This window comes from Billgrantia desiderata, assembly GCF_900108215.1.
Lineage (GTDB): Bacteria > Pseudomonadota > Gammaproteobacteria > Pseudomonadales > Halomonadaceae > Halomonas > Halomonas desiderata.
This window is the reverse complement of the sequence record NZ_FNVC01000010.1, coordinates 42,966-62,675: the sequence shown is the minus strand read 5'-3', so window position 1 is coordinate 62,675 and position 19,710 is coordinate 42,966. Positions and strand designations below refer to the sequence as shown.

The window sequence follows — 19,710 nt, the reverse complement described above, 5'->3', positions numbered from 1 at the left end:
TCCGTGATGCACGGTTATTCCATGCTTTGCCTGGTGAAAGCGGCCAGGCTCTCCAGCGCCGGGCTCAGGATGACCGGATAGGCGGCGTCATCGTGAGGCTCCAGTCGACGCAGCCGCTCGGGTAGCCGAGGCAAGATGGCGGCGACCCGTTCGCGGGCTCGGCCTGCATCGCCCATGTGGGCCTCATCCAGCCGGCCATGGCGCACCAGCGGCACCAGCAGCGGCTCGGCATCCGGAATGACTTCCTCGCGCCGGGCGATGATATCGCCGGTGACGTTGCCCTGTTGGTCCCGTCGACGGAACAGCTGCTTGCGCCCGGGCAGGTTGACCTTGCCGGTCGAGTGCTTGACCCGGGGCACGCCGGCATACTCCACCAGCTTGTAGGAGAGGTCTAGCACCGGGGCATCGGCCGAGACGCCCATGGCGGTGCCGACACCGAAGGCATCGATCGGCGCGTCGGCATCGAGCAGAGTGGCGATCTCGTATTCGTCCAGGCCGCTGCTGGCGATGATCTTGACATGCGTCTGGCCGGCTGCGTCGAGCAGCGTGCGGGAGCGTCGGGCGAGTTCGCCGAGATCGCCGGAGTCCAGGCGGATGGCCTCGATGCGCAGATCCGGCTCCTCCTGAAGCAGTTCGATGACCTGACGCACACCTTCGAGGGTGTCGTGGGTGTCCACCAGCAGCGTGGTACCGGGAAAATGCCGGGCGAAGGCACGGAACGCGTTAGTCTCGCTGTCGTGAGCGAGGATATAGCTGTGCGCCATGGTGCCGCTCAGTGGCAGGTCATGCCGCAGGCCGCCCAGCACGTTGCTGGTCCCGGACAGACCCGCCGTGCGGTAGGCGCGTATGCCACGCACGGCGGCATCGACACCGTGCATGCGGCGCAGGCCGAAGTCCACCACCGGGCGGCCGCGCGCCGCCATTACGATACGCACGGCCTTGGAGGCCAGTACCGTCTCGAGCTGCACCAGATTCATGAGCAGGCTCTCGATCAACTGCGCTTCCGCAATAGGGGCGTCCACCTCCAGCAGCGGTTCGTTGGGGAACACCGGCGTGCCCTCGGGTAGCGTCCAGATATCGCCGCTGAAGCGCCATTCGCCGAGCCAGGCGAGGAATTCGGGGTGGAAGCGACCTGTCGCAGCGAGGCGCCTCAGCACCGCTGGGGTGAACCGCAGCCGACTGATCGTTGCCGCGGCGTGCTGCTGGCCACAGGCGAGCATGAAGCGGCGCGTGGAAGGCATCTTGCGAAAGAACAGGCTGAAGGTGGCCCGCTCCCGCATCGACTCCTTCCAGTAGGCCTCGAGCATGGTCAATTGGTACAGGTCGGTCAGCAGTGCCAGCTCGTCGTCCTCGACCTGCAGCGGAGTCGCCTCACTCATTTTCGTACTTCGATGCCGGCTTCTTCTAGCTCGCGCCGGCAGTGGCCGCGGGCGTCCGGCGCAACCGTCGCCGTGAGTGCATCGAGCACGATCACGTAGAAACTCTCACGACGCGCCGCCAGCGCGGTGGCCCTGACGCAGACGTCCATGGCCAGCCCGCAGACTGCGACGCGTACGATGCCGCGCTCGCGCAGGTAGTCGGCCAGGCCGGTGCCCTCGAAGGCGGAGTAAGCGTCGGAGTCGAAGGCAGTGGCCTTGCTCAGACGTATGACGTCGTCGGGCAGGGACAACTGGGGGTGGAAACCTGCCCCCGGGGTGTCCTGCACGCAGTGCACAGGCCAGTGGCCGCCGCGATGTACGAAGCTCATGTGGTCGACGGGATGCCAGTCCCGCGAGGCCACCACCAGCGCACCGGCGCGCCTGGCGGCATCGATTTCGGCATTGATGCCTGGCACCAGCGCGCTCCCCCCTTTAACGGGCAGGGCCCCGCCCTCGCAGAAGTCGTTCTGCATGTCGACGACCAGCAGTGCGGTATCGGGTCCGTACTCCACCTTGGCCATGACGTACCTCCAGCAGATCACGAATGGTAACTGACAGCGTATGCCTTTAGCGGTCTTCGTTGTAGGAAGGTCAAGCAGATTTCCGCGGCGCGGCGAAAAGAATGATGACGGTCAAATTCCAGGACGAATGGCGAACTCCGGTTCTCAAGATTCCCGCTGCGCGGCCGAAGAAGCCTTCGCGCGCCGACAGGCAGCGCCACGACGGCCGACGGATATCACAACTACAACGGCATGCTACGCCAGCCACGTCCCGACTCCCGATATCTTCGAGCTTGGCAGGGTTCCAACACATGAAAAACCTCCTTCACCGCATTCCAGTGTCACGCAAGTTCATGCTTGTGCTGGCACTGCCCCTTTGCATCATCGTCTGGCTGGCCGCGAGCGGCATCATGGACAGACAACAAGTTGCCAACAACATGCAGCAGGTCGACCGCTTCACCGGTCTGTCGGTGCAGCTCGGTGGTCTGATACACGAGCTGCAGGTGGAGCGCGGCCTGTCGGTCGGCTTCATCGGTAGCCGCGGCGAGGCCTTCGGCACGCGGCTGGCCGCCCAGCGTGGCCTGGTCGACGAGCAGATCGAGGCCTATCGCGCAGCCTGGACCGGCATCGATGTGGGTGGCGACGTCGGTATTACCCAGCGACAGCAGGAGATCGATGCGCTGCTGGCTGAGGTGGCCGATAAGCGTCGCCAGGTAGATGCCCTCGAGATTGGCGGGCTCGATGCCCTTGATTACTACACCGACATCAACGCATACCTGACCGAGATCGTGGGGCGGCTGAGTTCGCTGAGCAATGCCGGCGAGCTCTCCCGTGGCTTGGGTGCCTATTACTCCCTGCTCGAGCTCAAGGAGACGGCGGGTATAGAGCGGGCGCTGTTGGCCAGCGCTTTCGCCGCCAACAGCATGTCACAGGATGTCTATTTCCGCTTTCTCCGCCTGCTCGGCGAAGAGGAAGCGTTCGAGGAGAGCTTCCTCATCCAGGCCGACGCCGAGATGTGGGCTCGGTATCGTGCCGCCACCACCGAACACGAGGCCAATGGCGAGCTGACCATGATGCGCCAGATCGCCATGCGTCAAGGCATCGACGGCGGCTATGGCATTCGCGCGGAACGCTGGTTTGACGCCCAGACCGGCAAGCTGGAGCGGCTGCGCGCAGTGGAGCTGGCGCTGGCCGACTATGTACAGGTCCGTGCCCATGGTCTGGCAAGCGAGGCTCGCATTGGGCTATGGACGTTCGCCGGTCTGGCCCTGGCGGCCATTCTGGTCTCCGTCGTGCTTTCCATCCTGCTGGTGCGCAGCATGGTCGTGCCCCTGCGCCGGGCGCTTGCCCTGATCGAGTCGCGCGGCGGCGATCTGACCCAGCGGCTGGCAGTACCCGGCAGCGACGAGCTGTCGCGGCTCTATGCTGCCTTCAATCACTCAACGGACAGCATGGAAGCACTGGTGGCTTCGATTCAGCAGGGGGCACGCGGCGTAGGCTCGGCCAGCGGCGAGATCGCCCAGGGCAACGAGGATCTGGCCAGTCGTACCGAGGAGCAGTCCGCCTCGCTGGTGGAAACCGCCACCAGCATGGAGCAGATGACCTCCACCGTGCGTCAGTCCGCCGACAATGCGCGCCAGGCCAACAGCATGACGGAGCAGGCAGTGGCCCAGGCCGAGCAGGCCAGCCGGGTGGCCGAGGAGGCGCGCCAGGCCATGCAGCAGATCTTCGAGGCCAACCGGCAGGTCACGGCCATCGTCGAAGCCATCGACGGCATCGCCTTCCAGACCAATCTGCTGGCGCTCAATGCCTCGGTCGAGGCCGCCCGCGCCGGCGAGCACGGGCGCGGCTTCGCCGTGGTGGCCGGTGAAGTACGCAAGCTGGCCAGCCGCAGCGCCGAAGAGGCCGAGCGCATTCGCCAACTGATCGGCAACACCACTCAGAGGGTGGAGGCGGGCAACGGCCTGGTGGGGCGTACCTTCGAGGCGTTGACCGCCATCTCCCAGGACGTGCGCCGAGTCTCCGATCTGGTGGCGGAGATCTCCTCGGCCAGCGTCGAACAGTCGGCGGGTATCGAGCAGATCAATCAGGCCGTGGCCCAGCTCGAGGCCACCACCCAGCAGAACGCGGCGCTGGTCGAGCAGGTCGCCACCGCGAGCCGTTCGCTGGACGACCAGGCCGGAGAGATGGCCAGGCTGATCTCCCGCTTCCGCGTCAGCGACAGCCTGGGGCAGCCCGCGTCGATGATGGAAGTCTCGGATGTATCGCGGCTCGAGTATCGCGGCATGGAGCGCTTGCTCCAGCCGGCTTGAACCGGCAGCGACGATAGCAGCGGCGGGCCAAGGGCCCGCCGTTTCAGTTACTGCCGGCGCAGGCCGGCGTCGATATCAGTAGCCCGCTTCGGGGTCGACGCTCTCCACTTCGTCGCCGGCCTCGAAGGCGCGGATCGCTTCGGCCACCTGATCGACGGCCTCGTCCAGCGGGGTCGGCCCGGCCATGTGCGGCGTCACCCAGATGCGCCGATGCCGCCACAGCGGGCTCGATTCGGGCAGCGGCTCCTCGGGGAAGGCGTCGAGGATGGCACCACGCAGCCGGCCTTCCCGTTCGCCGTCACCCAGCGCTGCGAGCAGTGCCGCCTCGTCGATCAGGCTGCCGCGGCCAGGGTTGATCAGGCTGGCGCCTTCGGGCAGGGCGGCGAGTGCCGCAGCATTGATGATATGGCGGGTCGAGTTGGTGCCGGGCAGCAGCAGCACCAGGGTGCGAATCTGGCCGAGCAGCTCGACCAGGCCCTCGTCGCCGTGGTGGCAGGTAATGCCCTCGAGCGACTTGGGCGAGCGGCTCCAGCCGTGCACGGGAAAACCGTCGGCGGCGATCATGGCGGCCACCCTGGCGCCGATGGCGCCAAGGCCGAGCACGCCCACCGGCCAGTCGCGCTTGGCAGTGACGTTATGCTCATGCCATTCCCGACTCGCCTGCTGGCGGCGGTAGCGGTCGAAGTCGCGCTGAAAGTGCAGCACCCCATAGCGCACGTAGTCGCCGATCAGCTCGGCCATGCCGGCATCGCGCAGCTTGACGATGGGTACGCCCGCGGGCAGCGCCGGATTGCTCAGCAGGGCATCCACGCCCGCTCCCAGGTTGACGATGCCGCGGGCGCGGGTCTGTTCGGCGAGCAGTGCCTCGGGGGGCTTCCACACCGCCAGGTAGTCGGCATCGCGGCGCTTGTCGGCAGGGTCGTCGGCGGTGACGATCTCGGCACCGGGCAGGCGCTCGGCCAGTGCATCGCGCCAGGCCTCGATGTCGTCGATGTGAAGCAATATGCGCATGACGGCTCCTTTCTCGGTAGACGATGGCTCTCAATAGACGATCTGCATCATGGGCGGCGGCGCCTCGTCGAGCAGCACGGCCAGACGCTTGAGCCCCTCTTCGAGGCGGGCAATGTCCTGCTCGGCGCCAAGACTCACCCGGATGCGCCTGGGCGGCGGGGTCTGCTCCACCATGAACGGCACCGCCGTGGTGATGGCCAGTCCCTCCTGTTCCGCCTGCTGCTGCAGCTCCTCGGCGCGCCAGGCGTCGGGCAGCGAAATCCACACGTGCAGGCTGGTGGGGCGTGACTCCAGGGCATGATGGCCGAGCAGGCGCTGGGCAAGCTGCTGACGTTCGCCCAGCAGGCTGCGCTGTTCGGCAGCCAGGGTTTCGACGGTACCGTCGGCCAGCCAGCGGTCGGCGATCTCGAAGATCAGCGGCGTTGCCATCCAGGTGGTCGCACGCATGCGCGGCAGCACATGGTGCAGCTGGCCGCGCGGCACGGTGAGGTAGCCGGCACGCAGGCCCGGCACGGTGACCTTGGTCAGGCTGGTGACGTGGAAGCTCAACTGCGGGATGCGCGCCGCGACGGGGGTGAATCCCGGGGCTTCCAGCAGTGCATGCACGTCGTCCTCGATCAGCCACACCCGGTGTCGCGCCAGCACCTCGGCCACGGCGTCGCGGCGCGCCTCGCTCATGGTCGCTCCGGTGGGGTTGAGCTGGGTCGGGGTCAGGTAGAGCGCGCGCGGCTTGAAGCGCTGGCAGGCCAGCTCCAGCGCTTCCGGCACGATGCCCTCGGCGTCGATGGCGATGCCGCGCAGCTGGAACCCCAGCGTGCGCGACAGGGCGATCAGGCCGTGATCGGTGAGCGCCTCGGTCAGCACCAGGTCGCCGTGCTGCACTACGCTGGAAATCGCCAGCATCAGGCCGTGGGCGGCGCCGTTGCAGAGAATGCGGTCGTCCATCTCGCCGGGTACGTGCAGGCGCGACTGCAGCCAGGCGCTGGCGCGCTCGCGCTGGTGAGCGAGGCCGGCGATGGGGCGGCAGGCGCTGATCACTTCGGGGCTGGCCAGTTCGGCCAGCTCGGCCAGGGTGTGGCGAAAACGCAAATGATGGCTCGGTGGGCATACCGGGTGGGCGATCGACAGATCGATCAGCGGGCTCTCGTGACGTGCTTCGTGACCACGCAGATAGGCCGACTCGCGGGCGTCGTCCAGCGCATTGATCCAGGTGCCGCTGCCCACCCGGGCCTGCACCAGTCCCATCCTCTCGGCCTGGGCATAGGCCCGTGACACGGTCTGGACGCTGACCCCCAGACTCTCGGCCAGTTGGCGATGGGGCGGCAACCGGGTGCCGGGCACGAGTTCACCCTGGCGCACCGCTTCCGAGAGAGCGCGAGCGATGGCCAAATACTTGGGGCCCGTATCCGTCAGGTACGGGGTTAGGTCAATCGTCATGATTCAATAAAGCCTTTGACCGCCAGCCAAGGGGGGATGCTACTATCAGCTTAGCGGCATTGAACTGGGATTGTCATGTTTTCCGCCAAAATCGATCATGACAATTTTGGGCCGGTCCTTTCACCCCTGACCGCGATGACCGACTATCCGATGGCCCGGCTTTCTTCTGCAGCGAAGAGGGCCGGTTCTTGGTGATTTTATGGCGAGTGGCCCATGACTCAGGTATCCCTGTCCTTCACTCGTGAGGAATATGCCAGCCGGCTGTGGAAGGTGCGGGCCGAAATGGCCAGTCGAGGGATCGACGTGCTGGTGATCAGTGACCCGTCCAACATGGCCTGGCTGACGGGCTATGATGGCTGGTCCTTCTACGTGCACCAGTGCGTGCTGGTGGGGCTGGAGGGCGAACCGGTGTGGTACGGCCGGCGCATGGACGCCAATGGGGCGCTGCGCACCTGCTGGATCGATCCGGACAACATCACCTACTACCCCGACTATTACGTCCAGAACCCGGACATGCACCCCATGGATTACCTGGCCCAGTCGATCATGCCCGATCGCGGCTGGCATCAGGGCGTGGTAGGGCTGGAGATGGACAACTACTACTTCTCGGCCAAGGCCTACCAGAGCCTGCTGCGCGAACTGCCCCATGCGCGCTTCATGGACGCCAACTCGCTGGTCAACTGGTGCCGTGCGATCAAGTCGCCCCAGGAGATCGCCTACATGCGGGTCGCGGGCAAGATCGTCGAGGGCATGCACTCTCGCATTCTCGAGGTGATCGAGCCCGGCCTGCCCAAGAGCAAGCTGGTCTCGGAGATCTACCGTGTCGGTATCGAGGGCTGGGTCGACGAGAACGGCAAGGTGCACGGCGGCGACTACCCCGCCATCGTGCCCATGCTGCCCACCGGCAAGGATGCGGCGGCACCTCACCTGACCTGGGACGACACGCCGTTCCGCAAGGGGGAAGGGACCTTCTTCGAGATCGCCGGGGTGTTCAAGCGCTACCATGCGCCGCTGTCGCGCACGGTATTCCTGGGCCGTCCGCCGCGGGACTTCGTGCGCGCCGAGTCGGCGCTGCTCGAGGGTATCGAGAACGGCCTGGCCGTGGCCAAGCCCGGCAATCGCACCGCCGACATCGCCATGGCCCTGGGCGCGGCGATGGACAAGTACGGCTTCGACCGCGGCGGTGCCCGCTGCGGCTACCCCATCGGCATCAGCTACCCGCCGGACTGGGGCGAGCGCACCATGAGCCTACGTCCCTCCGACGAGACCGTTCTCGAGCCGGGCATGACCTTTCACTTCATGCCGGGCCTGTGGCAGGACGACTGGGGGCTCGAGATTACCGAGAGCATTCTGATCACCGAGACCGGCTGCGAAGCGCTGGCCAATTTTCCGCGCCAGCTTTTCGTCAAGTAAGGCCAGCGTTCGTCAAGTCAAGGAGAACAAGATGAGCAAGCGACCCAGCCCGATCAGCGCCACCGTGGACTTCGACGCCGACGGCGTCCAGCACGGTTTCCTCAAGCTGCCGATCTCCACCGACGAGTCGGCCTGGGGCGCGGTGATGATTCCGGTGACCGTGGTCAAGAACGGCGAGGGCCCCACGGCGCTGCTGACCGGCGGCAACCACGGCGACGAGTACGAGGGCATCACTGCGCTGCTGAAGCTGTCGAGCTCGCTGCGTGCCGAGGACGTGAGCGGTCGCGTGATCATCGTGCCGATGATGAACATGCCAGCGGCCACGGCCGGCAAGCGCACCTCGCCGATGGATGGCGGCAATCTCAACCGCAGCTTTCCGGGCGACCCCGACGGCACGGTGACCGAGAAGATCGCCGACTACTTCACCCGGGTCATGACGCCGATGTGCGACGTGGTGCTCGACCTGCACTCCGGCGGGCGTACCCTGGACATCATTCCCTTCGGCGCCTCCCACGTGCTCGACGATCCCGAGCAGCAGCGCCAGGCGCTGGAGGGTGCCAAGGCGTTCGGCGCCCCCTACGCCATGATGATGTTCGAACTCGATGCCGCGGCGCTGTTCGATACCGCGGTGGAGAGTCAGGGCAAGATCTTCGTCGCCACCGAGCTGGGCGGCGGCGGCACCTCGACCCCCGAGAGTCTGGCCCTCACCGAGCGCGGCGTGCGCAATTTCCTGATCCACTTCGGCCTGCTTCAGGGCAAGGTGGAGATGCCCGCCGAGCCGCAGGTCTATCTCGACATGCCCGACGCCAGTTGCTACGTGCAGAGCGAGCACAGCGGTCTGCTCGAGCTGACCCTGGCGCTGGGCGACAGGGTGGAGAAGGGCCAGGTGATCGCCCGCGTCTACGACATGACCCGCAGCGGTGCGGCACCGGTCGAGTACCATGCCGGGCGTGACGGCATCCTGGCAGCGCGGCGTTTCCCCGCGCTGGTCAACATGGGTGACACCATTGCCGTGATTGCCGACGTGGTCGACTCCCTCGGCTGAATCCGCGTCGCTCTGCCGATGACAAGGCCGCTCCGCCGATAACAAGAGAAAACGATGAAGCTCGATCGATACGACCTGAAGATTCTCGAGATCCTGTCCCGCGATGGACGCATCACCAAGTCGAAGCTGGCCGAGGCCATCAACCTCTCGGTCAGCCCGTGCTGGGAGCGGGTGCGGCGGCTGGAGAAGGCCGGCATCATCGAGGGTTACGGTGCACGCATCAACCCCGATGCGCTGGTCAAGCGCACCCCGGTGTGGGTGCAGATCGAGCTCAAGCAGCACAATGCCGAGAGCTTCGCCCGCTTCGAGGCGCTGGTCCACGAAACCCCCGAGGTCACCGAATGCGTGGCCGTGGGCGGCGGGGTCGACTACCTGATGAAGGTGGAGGCCGACTCCGTCGATGCCTATCAGCGTCTCATCGACGCCTGGCTCACCTCGGACGTCGGCATCGAGCGCTATTTCACCTACATCGTGACCAAGGCGGTCAAACGCCCCGCGCCGGGCCTGGCGCGGGGCGACTTTCTCAGTTGATTTAGGCTGGAGCCGCTGGCGGCGAGGCCTCCAACGCGAACTCAACGTTGATGCTCTGGGGAGAATCATGGCATAAGCTAAAAGCGAGAGTGAGCCGACGGCTCACTCAGCCGGGCGATCTTCCGGCATGTCATCGCGGTGCCGGACGAGTTGGTTAGCGCCCAGAGACAAGATCGCCTGACGTAGAGAGATGCCCATGTCCTACTTCACCATTGCCGGGGTGCAGATGCAGGCCCTGCATCACGGTGACAATACCGAGGCCATGCGCCACCGGGTCGACGCGCTGATGAGTCGCTTTCCCCAGGTGCAGATGGTTCTGTTCAGCGAGCTGATGCCGCTCGGCGCTTCGCCACACCATGCCCACCCGTTACCCAGCCATGTCGAGCAGTTCTTCTGCCAGCTCGCCGAGCAGTACCGTATCTGGCTGATTCCCGGCTCCATGTTCGAACGCACCGAGAGCGGTACCTACAACACCTTGTCGGTGATCGATCCGAGCGGCCAGGTGGTGGCGCGTTACCGCAAGATGTTCCCCTTCCGCCCCTACGAGGCCGGCGTGGAGAGCGGCACGGAGTTCGTCGTCTTCGACGTGCCCAACGTCGGTCGTTTCGGCGTGTCGATCTGCTACGACATGTGGTTTCCCGAGACCACCCGAACCCTGGCCGCCATGGGCGCCGAGGTGATTCTACACCCCACCATGACCGATACCATCGACCGCGACATCGAGCTTTCCATCGCCCGCACCAACGCCGCGGTCAACCAGTGCTACTTCTTCGACATCAACGGTGCCGGCGCCCTCGGCAACGGCCGTTCCATCGTGGTGGGCCCCTCCGGCGACGTGATCCATCAGGCCGGCACCGGTGAGGAGATCATGCCCATCGAGGTCGACTTCAGTCGGGTGCGGCGCGAGCGCGAGACGGGCCTGCGCGGCCTGGGGCAACCGCTCAAGAGCTTCCGCGACCGTCAGGTGGATTTCTCGGTCTACCGCTTCGAGCATGGTCCCTCGCCGTTTCTTGCCAGCCTAGGGCCGCTGGCCAAGCCGCAGCGCACCGATATCGAAGAGTATTGACCCTTCAGGAGGTCGTCATGCGGGAGTTCCTGTTGCGCCTGATCCAGCTGTTGCAGCGGAGCTTCCCGCCGCGGGGTTCCACTGCGGCATTGGCCGCCGGTACAGGCCGCGCCGATGCTATCCCTTCCGTCATCGATGGAGCGAGAACAATGAACAAGATCAACAACATTGCCGACGTTCGCCGTCATTTTCGCAACAACAAGGAGCCGGTCTACTTCATCTCGGCGACCAACTTCAACCTGCTCGGCATCGGCGACTGGGTGGGCAACTTCCGGCACATCAACTACATCGACTGCTTCGACGGTCAGCAGCGCAACGTCTTCGTGCCCAAGGAGAAATTCCCGCGCGACTTCGAGAGCATCGAGGACATCAACAACTACCTGCTCGAACACAAGGAGGTGATCGACTTCATCCAGTCGCGTGCCAGCGGCGACGATGCCGGGGTAGCCGCCTTCCTGATGTTCGACGAGCATACCGAGGAGATCTGCCGGCAGCTCGGCCTGCGGGTCGCCTTCCCGCCGGCGGAGCTGCGCTCGCGCATGGACAACAAGATCGAGACGGTACGTATCGGCAACAAGGCCGGAGTGCCCAGCGTGCCCAACGTGCTGGCTAGGGTCGGCAGCTACCAGGAGCTGCTCGAGGTCAGCCGTGAGCTGGGCGACGACCTGGTGGTGCAGACCGCCTACGGCGACTCCGGTCACACCACCTTCTTCATCGCCAGCGAAGACGACTACTACAAGCACGCCGAGGAGATCGAGGCCGAGCCCGAGGTCAAGATCATGAAGCGCATCAACTGCCGCGGCTCGGCCATCGAGGCCTGCGCCACCCGCTGCGGCACCGTGGTGGGGCCGTTGATGACCGAACTGGTGGGCTTCAAGTCGTTGACTCCCTACAAAGGCGGCTGGTGCGGCAACGAGATGTTCGCCGGCGCCTTCAGCCAGGAGATCCGCGACAAGGCCCGCGAATACACCTTCAAGTTCGGCGAGGCCCTGCGCGAAGAAGGCTACCGCGGCTACTTCGAGCTCGACTTCCTGATCGACATGGACAACGGCGAGGTCTACCTGGGCGAACTCAACCCGCGGGTCACCGGCGCCAGCTCGCTGACCAACGTGGCGGCCTTCGCCCACTCCGACATTCCGCTGTTCCTGTTCCACCTGCTGGAGTTCTCCGACGTCGAGTTCGATCTCGACATCGAGGAGATCAACGAGCGCTGGTCGCACCCCGACAGCGTCGACAGCTGGAGCCAGCTGGTGATCAAGCACACCGACGAGAGCGTCGATCTGCTCACCCGGGCGCCGCGTACCGGGGTGTGGACGCTGGGCGCGGACAACCGCATCGCCTATGACCACTACAGCTATCACCCCCATGCCGCCGAGAACGAGCGCGAGGCCTTCTTCCTGCGTATCAGCGGGCCGGGCGACTTCCGCTACGAGGGCGCCGACCTGGGCATCCTGATCACCCGGGGTCGCCTGATGGACGACGACTTCCAGCTCACCGAGCGGGCCAAGGCCTGGATCGAGGGCATTCGCGGCGAATACGCCGGCCAGCCGCTGCAGGACCCGCTGGTGGAGGAGGTCGCGGTGAGTCACGCCATCGGCGGCGGCAACTTCAAGATCCTATGAACGGCGAAGTCGAGCGGCACCACCAGGCGCGGCGAGGGGAGATGGAGAAAGCGCTGGTCTTTCGTACCCTGCAGGAGGAGACGCCGGGGCCCAAGTGGCGATCGCTGTTCGATTACCATTGGCCGGCCTACGAGGCGTGGTACCTGGCCGAGGGGGAGCGTGAGCGGCCGGGTTACCTGAGCTGCTACAACGCCCTGCGTCGGCACATGCCGGAACTGCTGGACACTTACCGGGCGCTGTGCGAGCTGGCCGGGGGCGGCGATCTGGCGGCGCGCTTTCTCAGTCTCTACCAGCCGCCGCCGTACATCACCGGCTGTTCCCAGGCGGTGCTGGTGCGCCATGGCGCGCCGGTGCTGGCGCGCAACTACGACTACCCGCCCGAGCTGTGCGAGGGCACGGTGCTGTACACCCGCTGGAACGGACGCGGCGTGATCGCCATGACCGACTGCCTGTGGGGCGTGCTGGATGGCATGAACGAGGCGGGGCTGGCCGTGTCGCTGGCCTTCGGCGGACGCAAGGCGGTGGGCGAGGGCTTCGGCGCGCCGATCATCCTGCGCTATCTGCTGGAGTTCTGCGACAGCGTGCCCCAGGCCGCCGAGGTGCTGGCCCGGGTGCCCAGCCACATGGCCTACAACGTCACCCTGACCGATGCCGCGGGGCGCTATGTCACGGCGATGATCGCCCCCGACCAGCGGGCCAGCATCCGCCGGGTGGCGGTGGCCACCAACCACCAGAAGAAGATCGAGTGGTACGCCCATGCACTGGCCTCGGAAACCCTGATCCGCGAGCGCCAGCTGTCGATCCTGGTGGACGACCCGGCCACCAGCGAGGCGCGCCTGCTCGACGCCTTCGCCGCACCGCCGTTGTTTCGCCGCGACTACGCACGCGGGCTCGGCACCATCTACACCGCCGCCTACTGGCCGCTGTCGGGACGGATCAGCTATCGCTGGCCGCAGCAGCGTCTGGAACTGGCCTTCGAGCATTTTCCCGAACAGCAGTTGAGGGTCCGTTACGGCCCCAGGTAGCGTAGCCGCGGTATCGCGCAGGCGCCGCGGGAACAATAACGACAAAGAGGGATGGGTGTCGCCATGAACGAAAGCAGCCATACCGAAACGCCCTATACCGCGCTGGGCTTCTATCACAAGATCTCCCAGCTGCGCGCCGACACCTGGAACGCGCTCAAGCGCGACCTGGGACAGCTGGTGCGGCTCAACGACGAGAGCCGGGCACGTAACCTGATCAAGGCGATCGACGTCAAGCTGACGCGCCTCGAGATCATCGAGGACTACCACGCCTTTCCCTCCAAGGAGGACTTCCGTCACCTCTGGGCGCTGTTCGACCGTGAGGAGTACGTGCTGCTGGAGAAGGTGGTCAAGCGGTTGGTGCGGGCGCTGATCAGCGAATCCTACCGTCGCCGCCACGTCGATCTCTCCGAGACCGATGCCGACGCCGAGGATCTCGAGACCCTTGATGCCCTGGCGCAGCTGCGCCATGGGCATCCGGCCTCCAACAGCTCGGCCCAGCCCTATTTCGAGCTGCTGATCGTCGACAATCTCTCGTCCCAGGAAGAGGAGGTGGTGCGCGAGGCGTTTCACAGTCTGCGCCGGCCCGAGGACCGTTTCGTCTACGACGTGGTCACCGTACGCAGCTTCGAGGACGCCCTGATCGCGGTGCTGGTCAATCCCAACATCCAAGCCTGCCTGATCCGCTACGAGTTTCCCTACAAGTCCAAGTACAACCTCAGCGCGCTGCGCAACTACCTGGAGGGGCTCTCGGAGCAGGAGCTGGAGCACCAGTCGGAGGCCGAGCGCAGCATCCTGCTCAGCTCGATGATTCACGAGCTGCGCCCCGAGATCGATCAGTTCCTGGTCACCAGCGGCGACGTGGAGGCCACGGCGAGCCGCGACATCCGCCACTTCAACCGTATCTTCTATCGCGAAACCGACTACATCGAGCAGCACCACACCATCCTGCGTGCCATCGACAGCCGCTACCGCACGCCGTTCTTCGATGCCCTGCGCGAATACAGCAAGAAGCCCACCGGGGTGTTCCACGCCATGCCCATCTCGCGCGGCAAGTCGGTGACCCGCTCGCACTGGGCGGGGCACATGATCGACTTCTACGGCATCAACATCTTCCTCGCCGAGACCTCGGCCACCTCGGGCGGCCTCGATTCGCTGCTGCAGCCCTACGGTCCGATCAAGAAGGCCCAGGAGTACGCCGCCCGCGCCTTCGGTGCGCGCCAGAGCTTCTTCGTCACCAACGGCACCTCGACGGCCAACAAGATCGTGGTGCAGGCGCTGGTCAAGCCCCGCGACATCGTGCTGATCGACCGCGACTGCCACAAGTCGCACCACTACGGCATGGTGCTGGCGGGCGCCCACGTCAGCTACCTGGACTCCTATCCGCTCAACGATTACTCGATGTACGGCGCGGTGCCGCTGCGCGAGATCAAGAAGACGCTGCTGGAGTACAAGCGCGCCGGTCAGCTCCACCGGGTCAAGATGCTGCTGCTGACCAACTGCACCTTCGACGGCGTGGTCTACAACGTGCGTCGGGTGATGGAGGAGTGCCTGGCGATCAAGCCCGACCTGGTGTTCCTGTGGGACGAGGCGTGGTTCGCCTTCGCCACCTTCAACCCCACCTACCGGCCGCGTACCGCCATGCACGCTGCGCGCACCCTGCGCGAGCGCTACCGCAGCGAGGCCTACCGCGAGGAGTATGCGGCGTGGAAGGCGGAGTTCGATGCGCTCGACCCCGACGACGATGCCACCTGGCTCGAGCGCCGGCTGCTGCCCGACCCGGAGACGGTGCGCATCCGCGCCTATGCCACCCACTCCACCCACAAGACCCTGACCTCGCTGCGCCAGGGCTCGATGATCCATGTCTGGGACCAGGACTTCCGCCAGAAGGTCGAGGCGCCGTTCCACGAGGCCTACATGACGCATACCTCCACCTCGCCCAACTATCAGATTGTGGCGTCGCTGGACGTTGGGCGCATGCAGGCCGAGATGGAGGGCTTCGAGCTGGTTCATGCCCAGGTGGAGGCGGCACTGTCGCTGCGCGAGCAGCTCTACACCCATCCGCTGCTGCAGAAGTACTTCCGGGTACTCAAGAACAGCGACATGGTGCCCGCCGAGTATCGCGAATCGGGGGTCGAGTCCTACTTCGACCCGGTGACCGGCTGGAACCAGATGGAGGAGGCGTGGGCGCGGGACGAGTTCGTGGTCGATCCCACCCGGGTGACCATCGCCATCGGCAACACCGGGGTCGACGGCGACGCCTTCAAGAACGAATATCTGATGAACAAGTACGGCATCCAGATCAACAAGACCTCGCGCAACACCGTGCTGTTCATGACCAACATCGGCACCACCCGCGGCTCCATCGCCTACCTGCTCGACGTGCTGATCAAGCTGGCCAAGGAGTTCGAGTACCGCTGGGAGGAGAGCAGCCGGCCCGAGCGCAAGATCATCGAACGCCGGGTGCATTCGCTGACCCAGGAGCTGCCGCCGCTGCCCGACTTCAGCCGCTTCCACGACGCCTTCCGCCAGTGCCCCGAGACCCCCGAGGGCGACATTCGACGTGCCTACTTCCTCAGCTACGACGAGGAGAACACCGAGTACCTGCGCTTCGACAACGGCGAGCTCCAGGCCGAGATGCGCGCCGGCCGCGACGTGGTCTCGGCCAGCTTCGTGATTCCCTATCCGCCGGGCTTCCCGGTGCTGGTACCGGGGCAAGTGATCAGCGAGGAGATCCTCCACTTCCTGCAGGCGCTCGACGTCAAGGAGATCCACGGCTACCGGCCGGAGCTGGGCCTGATCGTGTTCACCGAAGAGGCGCTGGCCGCGCCGCCGGAGACCTGAGCGCCGCGCGCAGAAAAAAACGCAACTTAGCTCTGGAGGACAAAAAAAAGCGCACTTGCCCTGCCGGTTAACGAAAAGTCCCGCCCCGGGTTTGCCCTTACCCTGTAGCCATCGAGCAGCCGCCGGCTGCTCTGTCGTTTTGCCACAGCCGGCCCGTGAGCGAGGGGCCGGTGTCAGGGGAGGTGCCCATGAACATGAAGCTGACCAATACACTGTCCACCATGCTCGATGATCCGCGTCTGTTTCGTCAGCACGCCTATGTGAACGGCAAATGGACCCACGGCGACGGCGGCCGTGAGGAGACGGTGTTCGATCCTGCCACCGGCGAGGTCATCGGCTACATCCCCTGGCTCGAGGCGCATCAGATCCGTGAAGCGGTAGACGCCGCCGATGCCGCCTTCGTGCACTGGCGTGCGTTGCGTGCCGACGAGCGCGCCGAGCGGCTCATGGCCTGGCACGACCTGCTGCAGGCCCACCGCGAGGACCTCGCCATCATCATGACCCTGGAGCAGGGCAAGCCGCTGCCCGATGCCCGCGGCGAGGTGGAGTACGGCGCCAGCTTCGTGCGCTGGTTCGCCGAGGAGGGCAAGCGCACCTTCGGCGAGACCATTCCCAGCCACATCCCCAACGCCGCCCTGGGCACGCTCAAGGAGCCGGTGGGCATCGCCGCGCTGATCACGCCGTGGAACTTCCCGTTGGCGATGATCACGCGCAAGGCCGCCGCCGCCCTGGCCGCCGGCTGCACCGTGGTGGTCAAGCCGGCCGGCGAGACGCCGTTCTCGGCGCTGGCACTGGCCGAGCTGGCCGAGCGTGCCGGCATTCCGGAAGGCGTGTTCAACGTGGTACTGGGCGAGCCCGCCGAGGTCTCGAAAATTCTGTGTGCCGAAGAGCGGGTCAAGGCGCTATCCTTCACCGGTTCCACCCGGGTCGGCCGGCTGCTGCTCGAGCAGAGTGCCCAGACGGTGAAGCGCGTGTCGCTGGAGCTCGGCGGCAACGCCCCGTTCATCGTCGGCCCCGACATGGACCCCAAGGAGGCGGCCTTTGCCGCGGTGGCGGCCAAGTTCCAGACCGCCGGTCAGGACTGCCTGGCGGCCAACCGCATCCTGGTGCACGAGTCGATCCACGACGAGTTCGTCGAACACTTCGCCGAGCGCATGGCGGCATTGACCGTGGGCAACGGCATGGAGAGCGAGGTCGACCTGGGGCCGCTGATCCATCGTCAGGCGGTGGACAAGGCGGCGGCCATCGTCGACGACGCCATCTCCCGTGGCGCCACGCTGGTGGCCGGCGACCAGACCCGGGCACCGGGAGAGAACTTCTTCATGCCCACGCTGCTCACCGGCGTGACCCCGCAGATGAAGGTATGGCGCGAGGAGAACTTCGCCCCGGTGGCCGGCGTGACCGCCTACCGCGACGACGACGAAGTGATCGAGATGGCCAACGACACCGAGTACGGCCTGGCGGCCTATGTCTACACCCACGACATCCGCCGCATCTGGAAGCTGCTGCGGGCGCTGGAGTACGGCATGGTCAGCGTCAACTCGGTGAAGATGACCGGCCCGCCCGTGCCCTTCGGCGGCGTCAAGCAGTCGGGGCTGGGCCGCGAGGGCGGCATCAACGGGATCGATGAGTATCTCGAGACCAAGTATTACTGCCTGGGGGCTTTGGGGTCCGTATCGGGGAGCTGAAGCGAGAGGAAGCGCCAGCGCATCCCATCTCGCGATGCCCAAGGGCGAAACCCTGACGCTGCGTTTGCGGCTTGCGCGTCGGACCGGATCAAGGTCCCTCTTGCCGGTCCTCGATCGACATCCCTGTCGATCGCCGCGCGCCGCTGCACTTGCGCCAGCGCCCTTGGGTAGATATCGCTCGTTGGCTTGCCCTGGCGCTGGGCCAGCGACGTCATAACGAATTGAACATCTCCCCGCTGCGGCGGGGCATTGGAGAAGAGAGAGCATAATGAACCAGCAGCACCGCGATCTGATCGAGCGCGACCGCAAGGTCACCTTCCACGCCTCCACCCACCTGCGCGATTTCGCCCATGGCGATGCGCCGGGCCGGGTGATCACCGGCGGCAAGGGCATCCACATCGTCGACAAGGACGGCCGCGAGTTCATCGACGGCTTCGCCGGGCTGTACTGCGTCAACATCGGCTACGGCCGCACCGAGGTGGCCGAGGCGATCTATCAGCAGGCGCTGGAGCTCTCGTACTATCACACCTACGTGGGCCACTCCAACGAGCCGCAGATCGCGCTCTCCGAGAAGATCATCGCGCTCGCCGGCCCCGGCATGTCCAAGGTCTACTACGGCCTCGGCGGCAGTGACGCCAACGAGACCCAGCTCAAGATCGTGCGCTACTACAACAACGTGCTCGGTCGCCCGCAGAAGAAGAAGGTGATCTCGCGTCAGCGCGGCTACCACGGCTCGGGCCTGGCCACCGGCTCGCTGACCGGCCTCAAGGCGTTCCACGACCAGTTCGACCTGCCGCTGGCGGGCATCCTGCACACCGAGGCGCCGTACTACTATCACCGCGCCGCCGAGCAGGAGGGCATGAGCGAGCGCGAGTTCTCCCAGTACTGCGCGCAGAAGCTGGAGGAGATGATCCTGGCCGAAGGCCCCGACACCGTGGCCGCCTTCATCGGCGAGCCGGTGCTCGGCACCGGCGGCATCGTGCCGCCGCCGGAAGGCTACTGGGAGGCGATCCAGGCCGTGCTGGCCAAGTACGACGTGCTGCTGATCGCCGACGAAGTGGTGTGCGGCTTCGGTCGTATCGGCGCCGACTTCGGCAGCCACCACTACGGCATCAAGCCCGACCTGATCACCGTCGCCAAGGGCCTGACCAGCGCCTACCAGCCGCTCTCCGGCGTGATCGTCGGCGACCGCGTATGGAGCGTGCTGGAGCAGGGCACCGGTCAGTACGGCCCCATCGGCCACGGCTGGACCTACTCCGGTCACGCTCTGGGCTGCGCCGCGGCGCTGGCCAACCTGGCGATCATCGAGCGCGAGGGGCTGACCCGGAACGCCGCCGAAACCGGCGCCTACCTGCAGCAGCGAATGCAGGCCGCCTTCGGCGAGCATCCCATCGTCGGCAACGTGCGCGGCGTGGGCATGCTGGCGGCGCTGGAGTTCTCGGTCGACCCTGCCCGGCGCGCGCACTTCGACGCCGCGCACAAGGTCGGTCCGCGCATCGCCGCGGCGGCGCTGGACGAGAACCTGATCGCCCGCGCCATGCCCCAGGGCGACATCCTCGGCTTCGCGCCGCCGCTGGTGGCGACCCCTGCCGAGATCGACGAGATCGTCGCCCGCGCCGAGCGTGCGGTGAACAAGGTCACCGACCAGCTGGTGCGCGAAGGCGTGGTCAAGGCCGCCATGTCGGTGAGCTGAGCCGTACTGCCGAGTCGAATCGGCAAGCGCTCAGTATGTCTGGCCACGAGCGCCGCGGGTAATGCCCGCGGCGCTTTGCTTGGCTGGGCCTGTCCTTCTCTTCTAGGC

Annotated in this window: 14 protein-coding genes; 10 read left to right on the top strand and 4 right to left on the bottom strand. The window is 65.9% G+C overall.

Going from position 1 to position 19,710, the window contains the following annotated elements; genetic code table 11:
* Positions 1-14: 14 nt before the first annotated feature.
* Both C4S71_RS11020 and C4S71_RS11015 read right to left on the bottom strand, forming a co-directional pair.
* Positions 15-1,379, bottom strand: coding sequence for a nicotinate phosphoribosyltransferase (locus tag C4S71_RS11020; protein ID WP_103969142.1), 1,365 nt, complete (start codon positions 1,377-1,379; stop codon positions 15-17).
* Positions 1,376-1,939, bottom strand: coding sequence for a nicotinamidase (locus C4S71_RS11015; RefSeq protein WP_103969141.1), 564 nt, complete (start codon positions 1,937-1,939; stop codon positions 1,376-1,378). Before C4S71_RS11015 ends, C4S71_RS11020 begins: the two co-directional genes overlap by 4 nt.
* A gap of 389 nt (positions 1,940-2,328) precedes the next feature.
* On the opposite strand from C4S71_RS11015, the gene C4S71_RS11010 reads away from it, so the two are divergent.
* Positions 2,329-4,230 (top strand): methyl-accepting chemotaxis protein, encoded by a 1,902-nt coding sequence (locus tag C4S71_RS11010; protein ID WP_235014313.1) that lies wholly within the window; start codon positions 2,329-2,331, stop codon positions 4,228-4,230.
* Between the two features lie 75 nt (positions 4,231-4,305).
* Here C4S71_RS11010 and C4S71_RS11005 read toward each other — a convergent pair whose 3' ends face one another.
* Both C4S71_RS11005 and ehuR read right to left on the bottom strand, forming a co-directional pair.
* Positions 4,306-5,241 (bottom strand): 2-hydroxyacid dehydrogenase, encoded by a 936-nt coding sequence (locus C4S71_RS11005; RefSeq protein WP_103969139.1) that lies wholly within the window; start codon positions 5,239-5,241, stop codon positions 4,306-4,308.
* A gap of 30 nt (positions 5,242-5,271) precedes the next feature.
* The gene (gene ehuR, locus C4S71_RS11000; RefSeq protein ID WP_103969138.1) at positions 5,272-6,678 is read right to left on the bottom strand and encodes a MocR-like ectoine utilization transcription factor EhuR; all 1,407 of its coding nucleotides are present in this window, start codon (positions 6,676-6,678) and stop codon (positions 5,272-5,274) included.
* Positions 6,679-6,891: 213 nt separating this feature from the next.
* On the opposite strand from ehuR, the gene doeA reads away from it, so the two are divergent.
* The 9 genes from doeA to C4S71_RS10955 all read left to right on the top strand — a co-directional run bounded on the left by doeA (position 6,892) and on the right by C4S71_RS10955 (position 19,602).
* A complete protein-coding gene (gene doeA, locus C4S71_RS10995) occupies positions 6,892-8,091 on the top strand; it encodes an ectoine hydrolase DoeA (RefSeq protein WP_086510085.1) in 1,200 nt (399 codons plus the stop codon).
* 31 nt (positions 8,092-8,122) lie between these two features.
* A complete protein-coding gene (gene doeB / locus C4S71_RS10990; protein ID WP_103969137.1) occupies positions 8,123-9,136 on the top strand; it encodes a N(2)-acetyl-L-2,4-diaminobutanoate deacetylase DoeB in 1,014 nt (337 codons plus the stop codon).
* 54 nt (positions 9,137-9,190) lie between these two features.
* Positions 9,191-9,667: an Lrp/AsnC family transcriptional regulator gene (locus C4S71_RS10985; RefSeq protein ID WP_086510083.1), complete on the top strand. Its 477-nt coding sequence runs from the start codon at positions 9,191-9,193 to the stop codon at positions 9,665-9,667.
* A 196-nt stretch (positions 9,668-9,863) separates the two neighbouring features.
* Positions 9,864-10,733 carry a carbon-nitrogen hydrolase family protein gene (locus C4S71_RS10980; RefSeq protein ID WP_200825278.1) on the top strand — a complete coding sequence of 290 codons (870 nt, stop codon included), beginning with the start codon at positions 9,864-9,866 and terminating at the stop codon, positions 10,731-10,733.
* Between the two features lie 149 nt (positions 10,734-10,882).
* Entirely contained in the window at positions 10,883-12,355 is a 1,473-nt protein-coding gene (locus tag C4S71_RS10975; protein ID WP_103969135.1) for a biotin carboxylase, read from the top strand.
* Between the two features lie 41 nt (positions 12,356-12,396).
* Positions 12,397-13,380, top strand: a complete 984-nt coding sequence (locus tag C4S71_RS10970) for a C45 family autoproteolytic acyltransferase/hydrolase (protein WP_234245307.1) — start codon at positions 12,397-12,399, stop codon at positions 13,378-13,380.
* Between the two features lie 63 nt (positions 13,381-13,443).
* Positions 13,444-16,221, top strand: coding sequence for an aminotransferase class I/II-fold pyridoxal phosphate-dependent enzyme (locus C4S71_RS10965; protein WP_103969189.1), 2,778 nt, complete (start codon positions 13,444-13,446; stop codon positions 16,219-16,221).
* Positions 16,222-16,409: 188 nt separating this feature from the next.
* The gene (locus C4S71_RS10960) at positions 16,410-17,909 is read left to right on the top strand and encodes an NAD-dependent succinate-semialdehyde dehydrogenase (protein ID WP_200825277.1); all 1,500 of its coding nucleotides are present in this window, start codon (positions 16,410-16,412) and stop codon (positions 17,907-17,909) included.
* Between the two features lie 268 nt (positions 17,910-18,177).
* Positions 18,178-19,602, top strand: a complete 1,425-nt coding sequence (locus C4S71_RS10955) for an aminotransferase (RefSeq protein WP_103969133.1) — start codon at positions 18,178-18,180, stop codon at positions 19,600-19,602.
* The last annotated feature ends 108 nt before the right edge of the window (positions 19,603-19,710 follow it).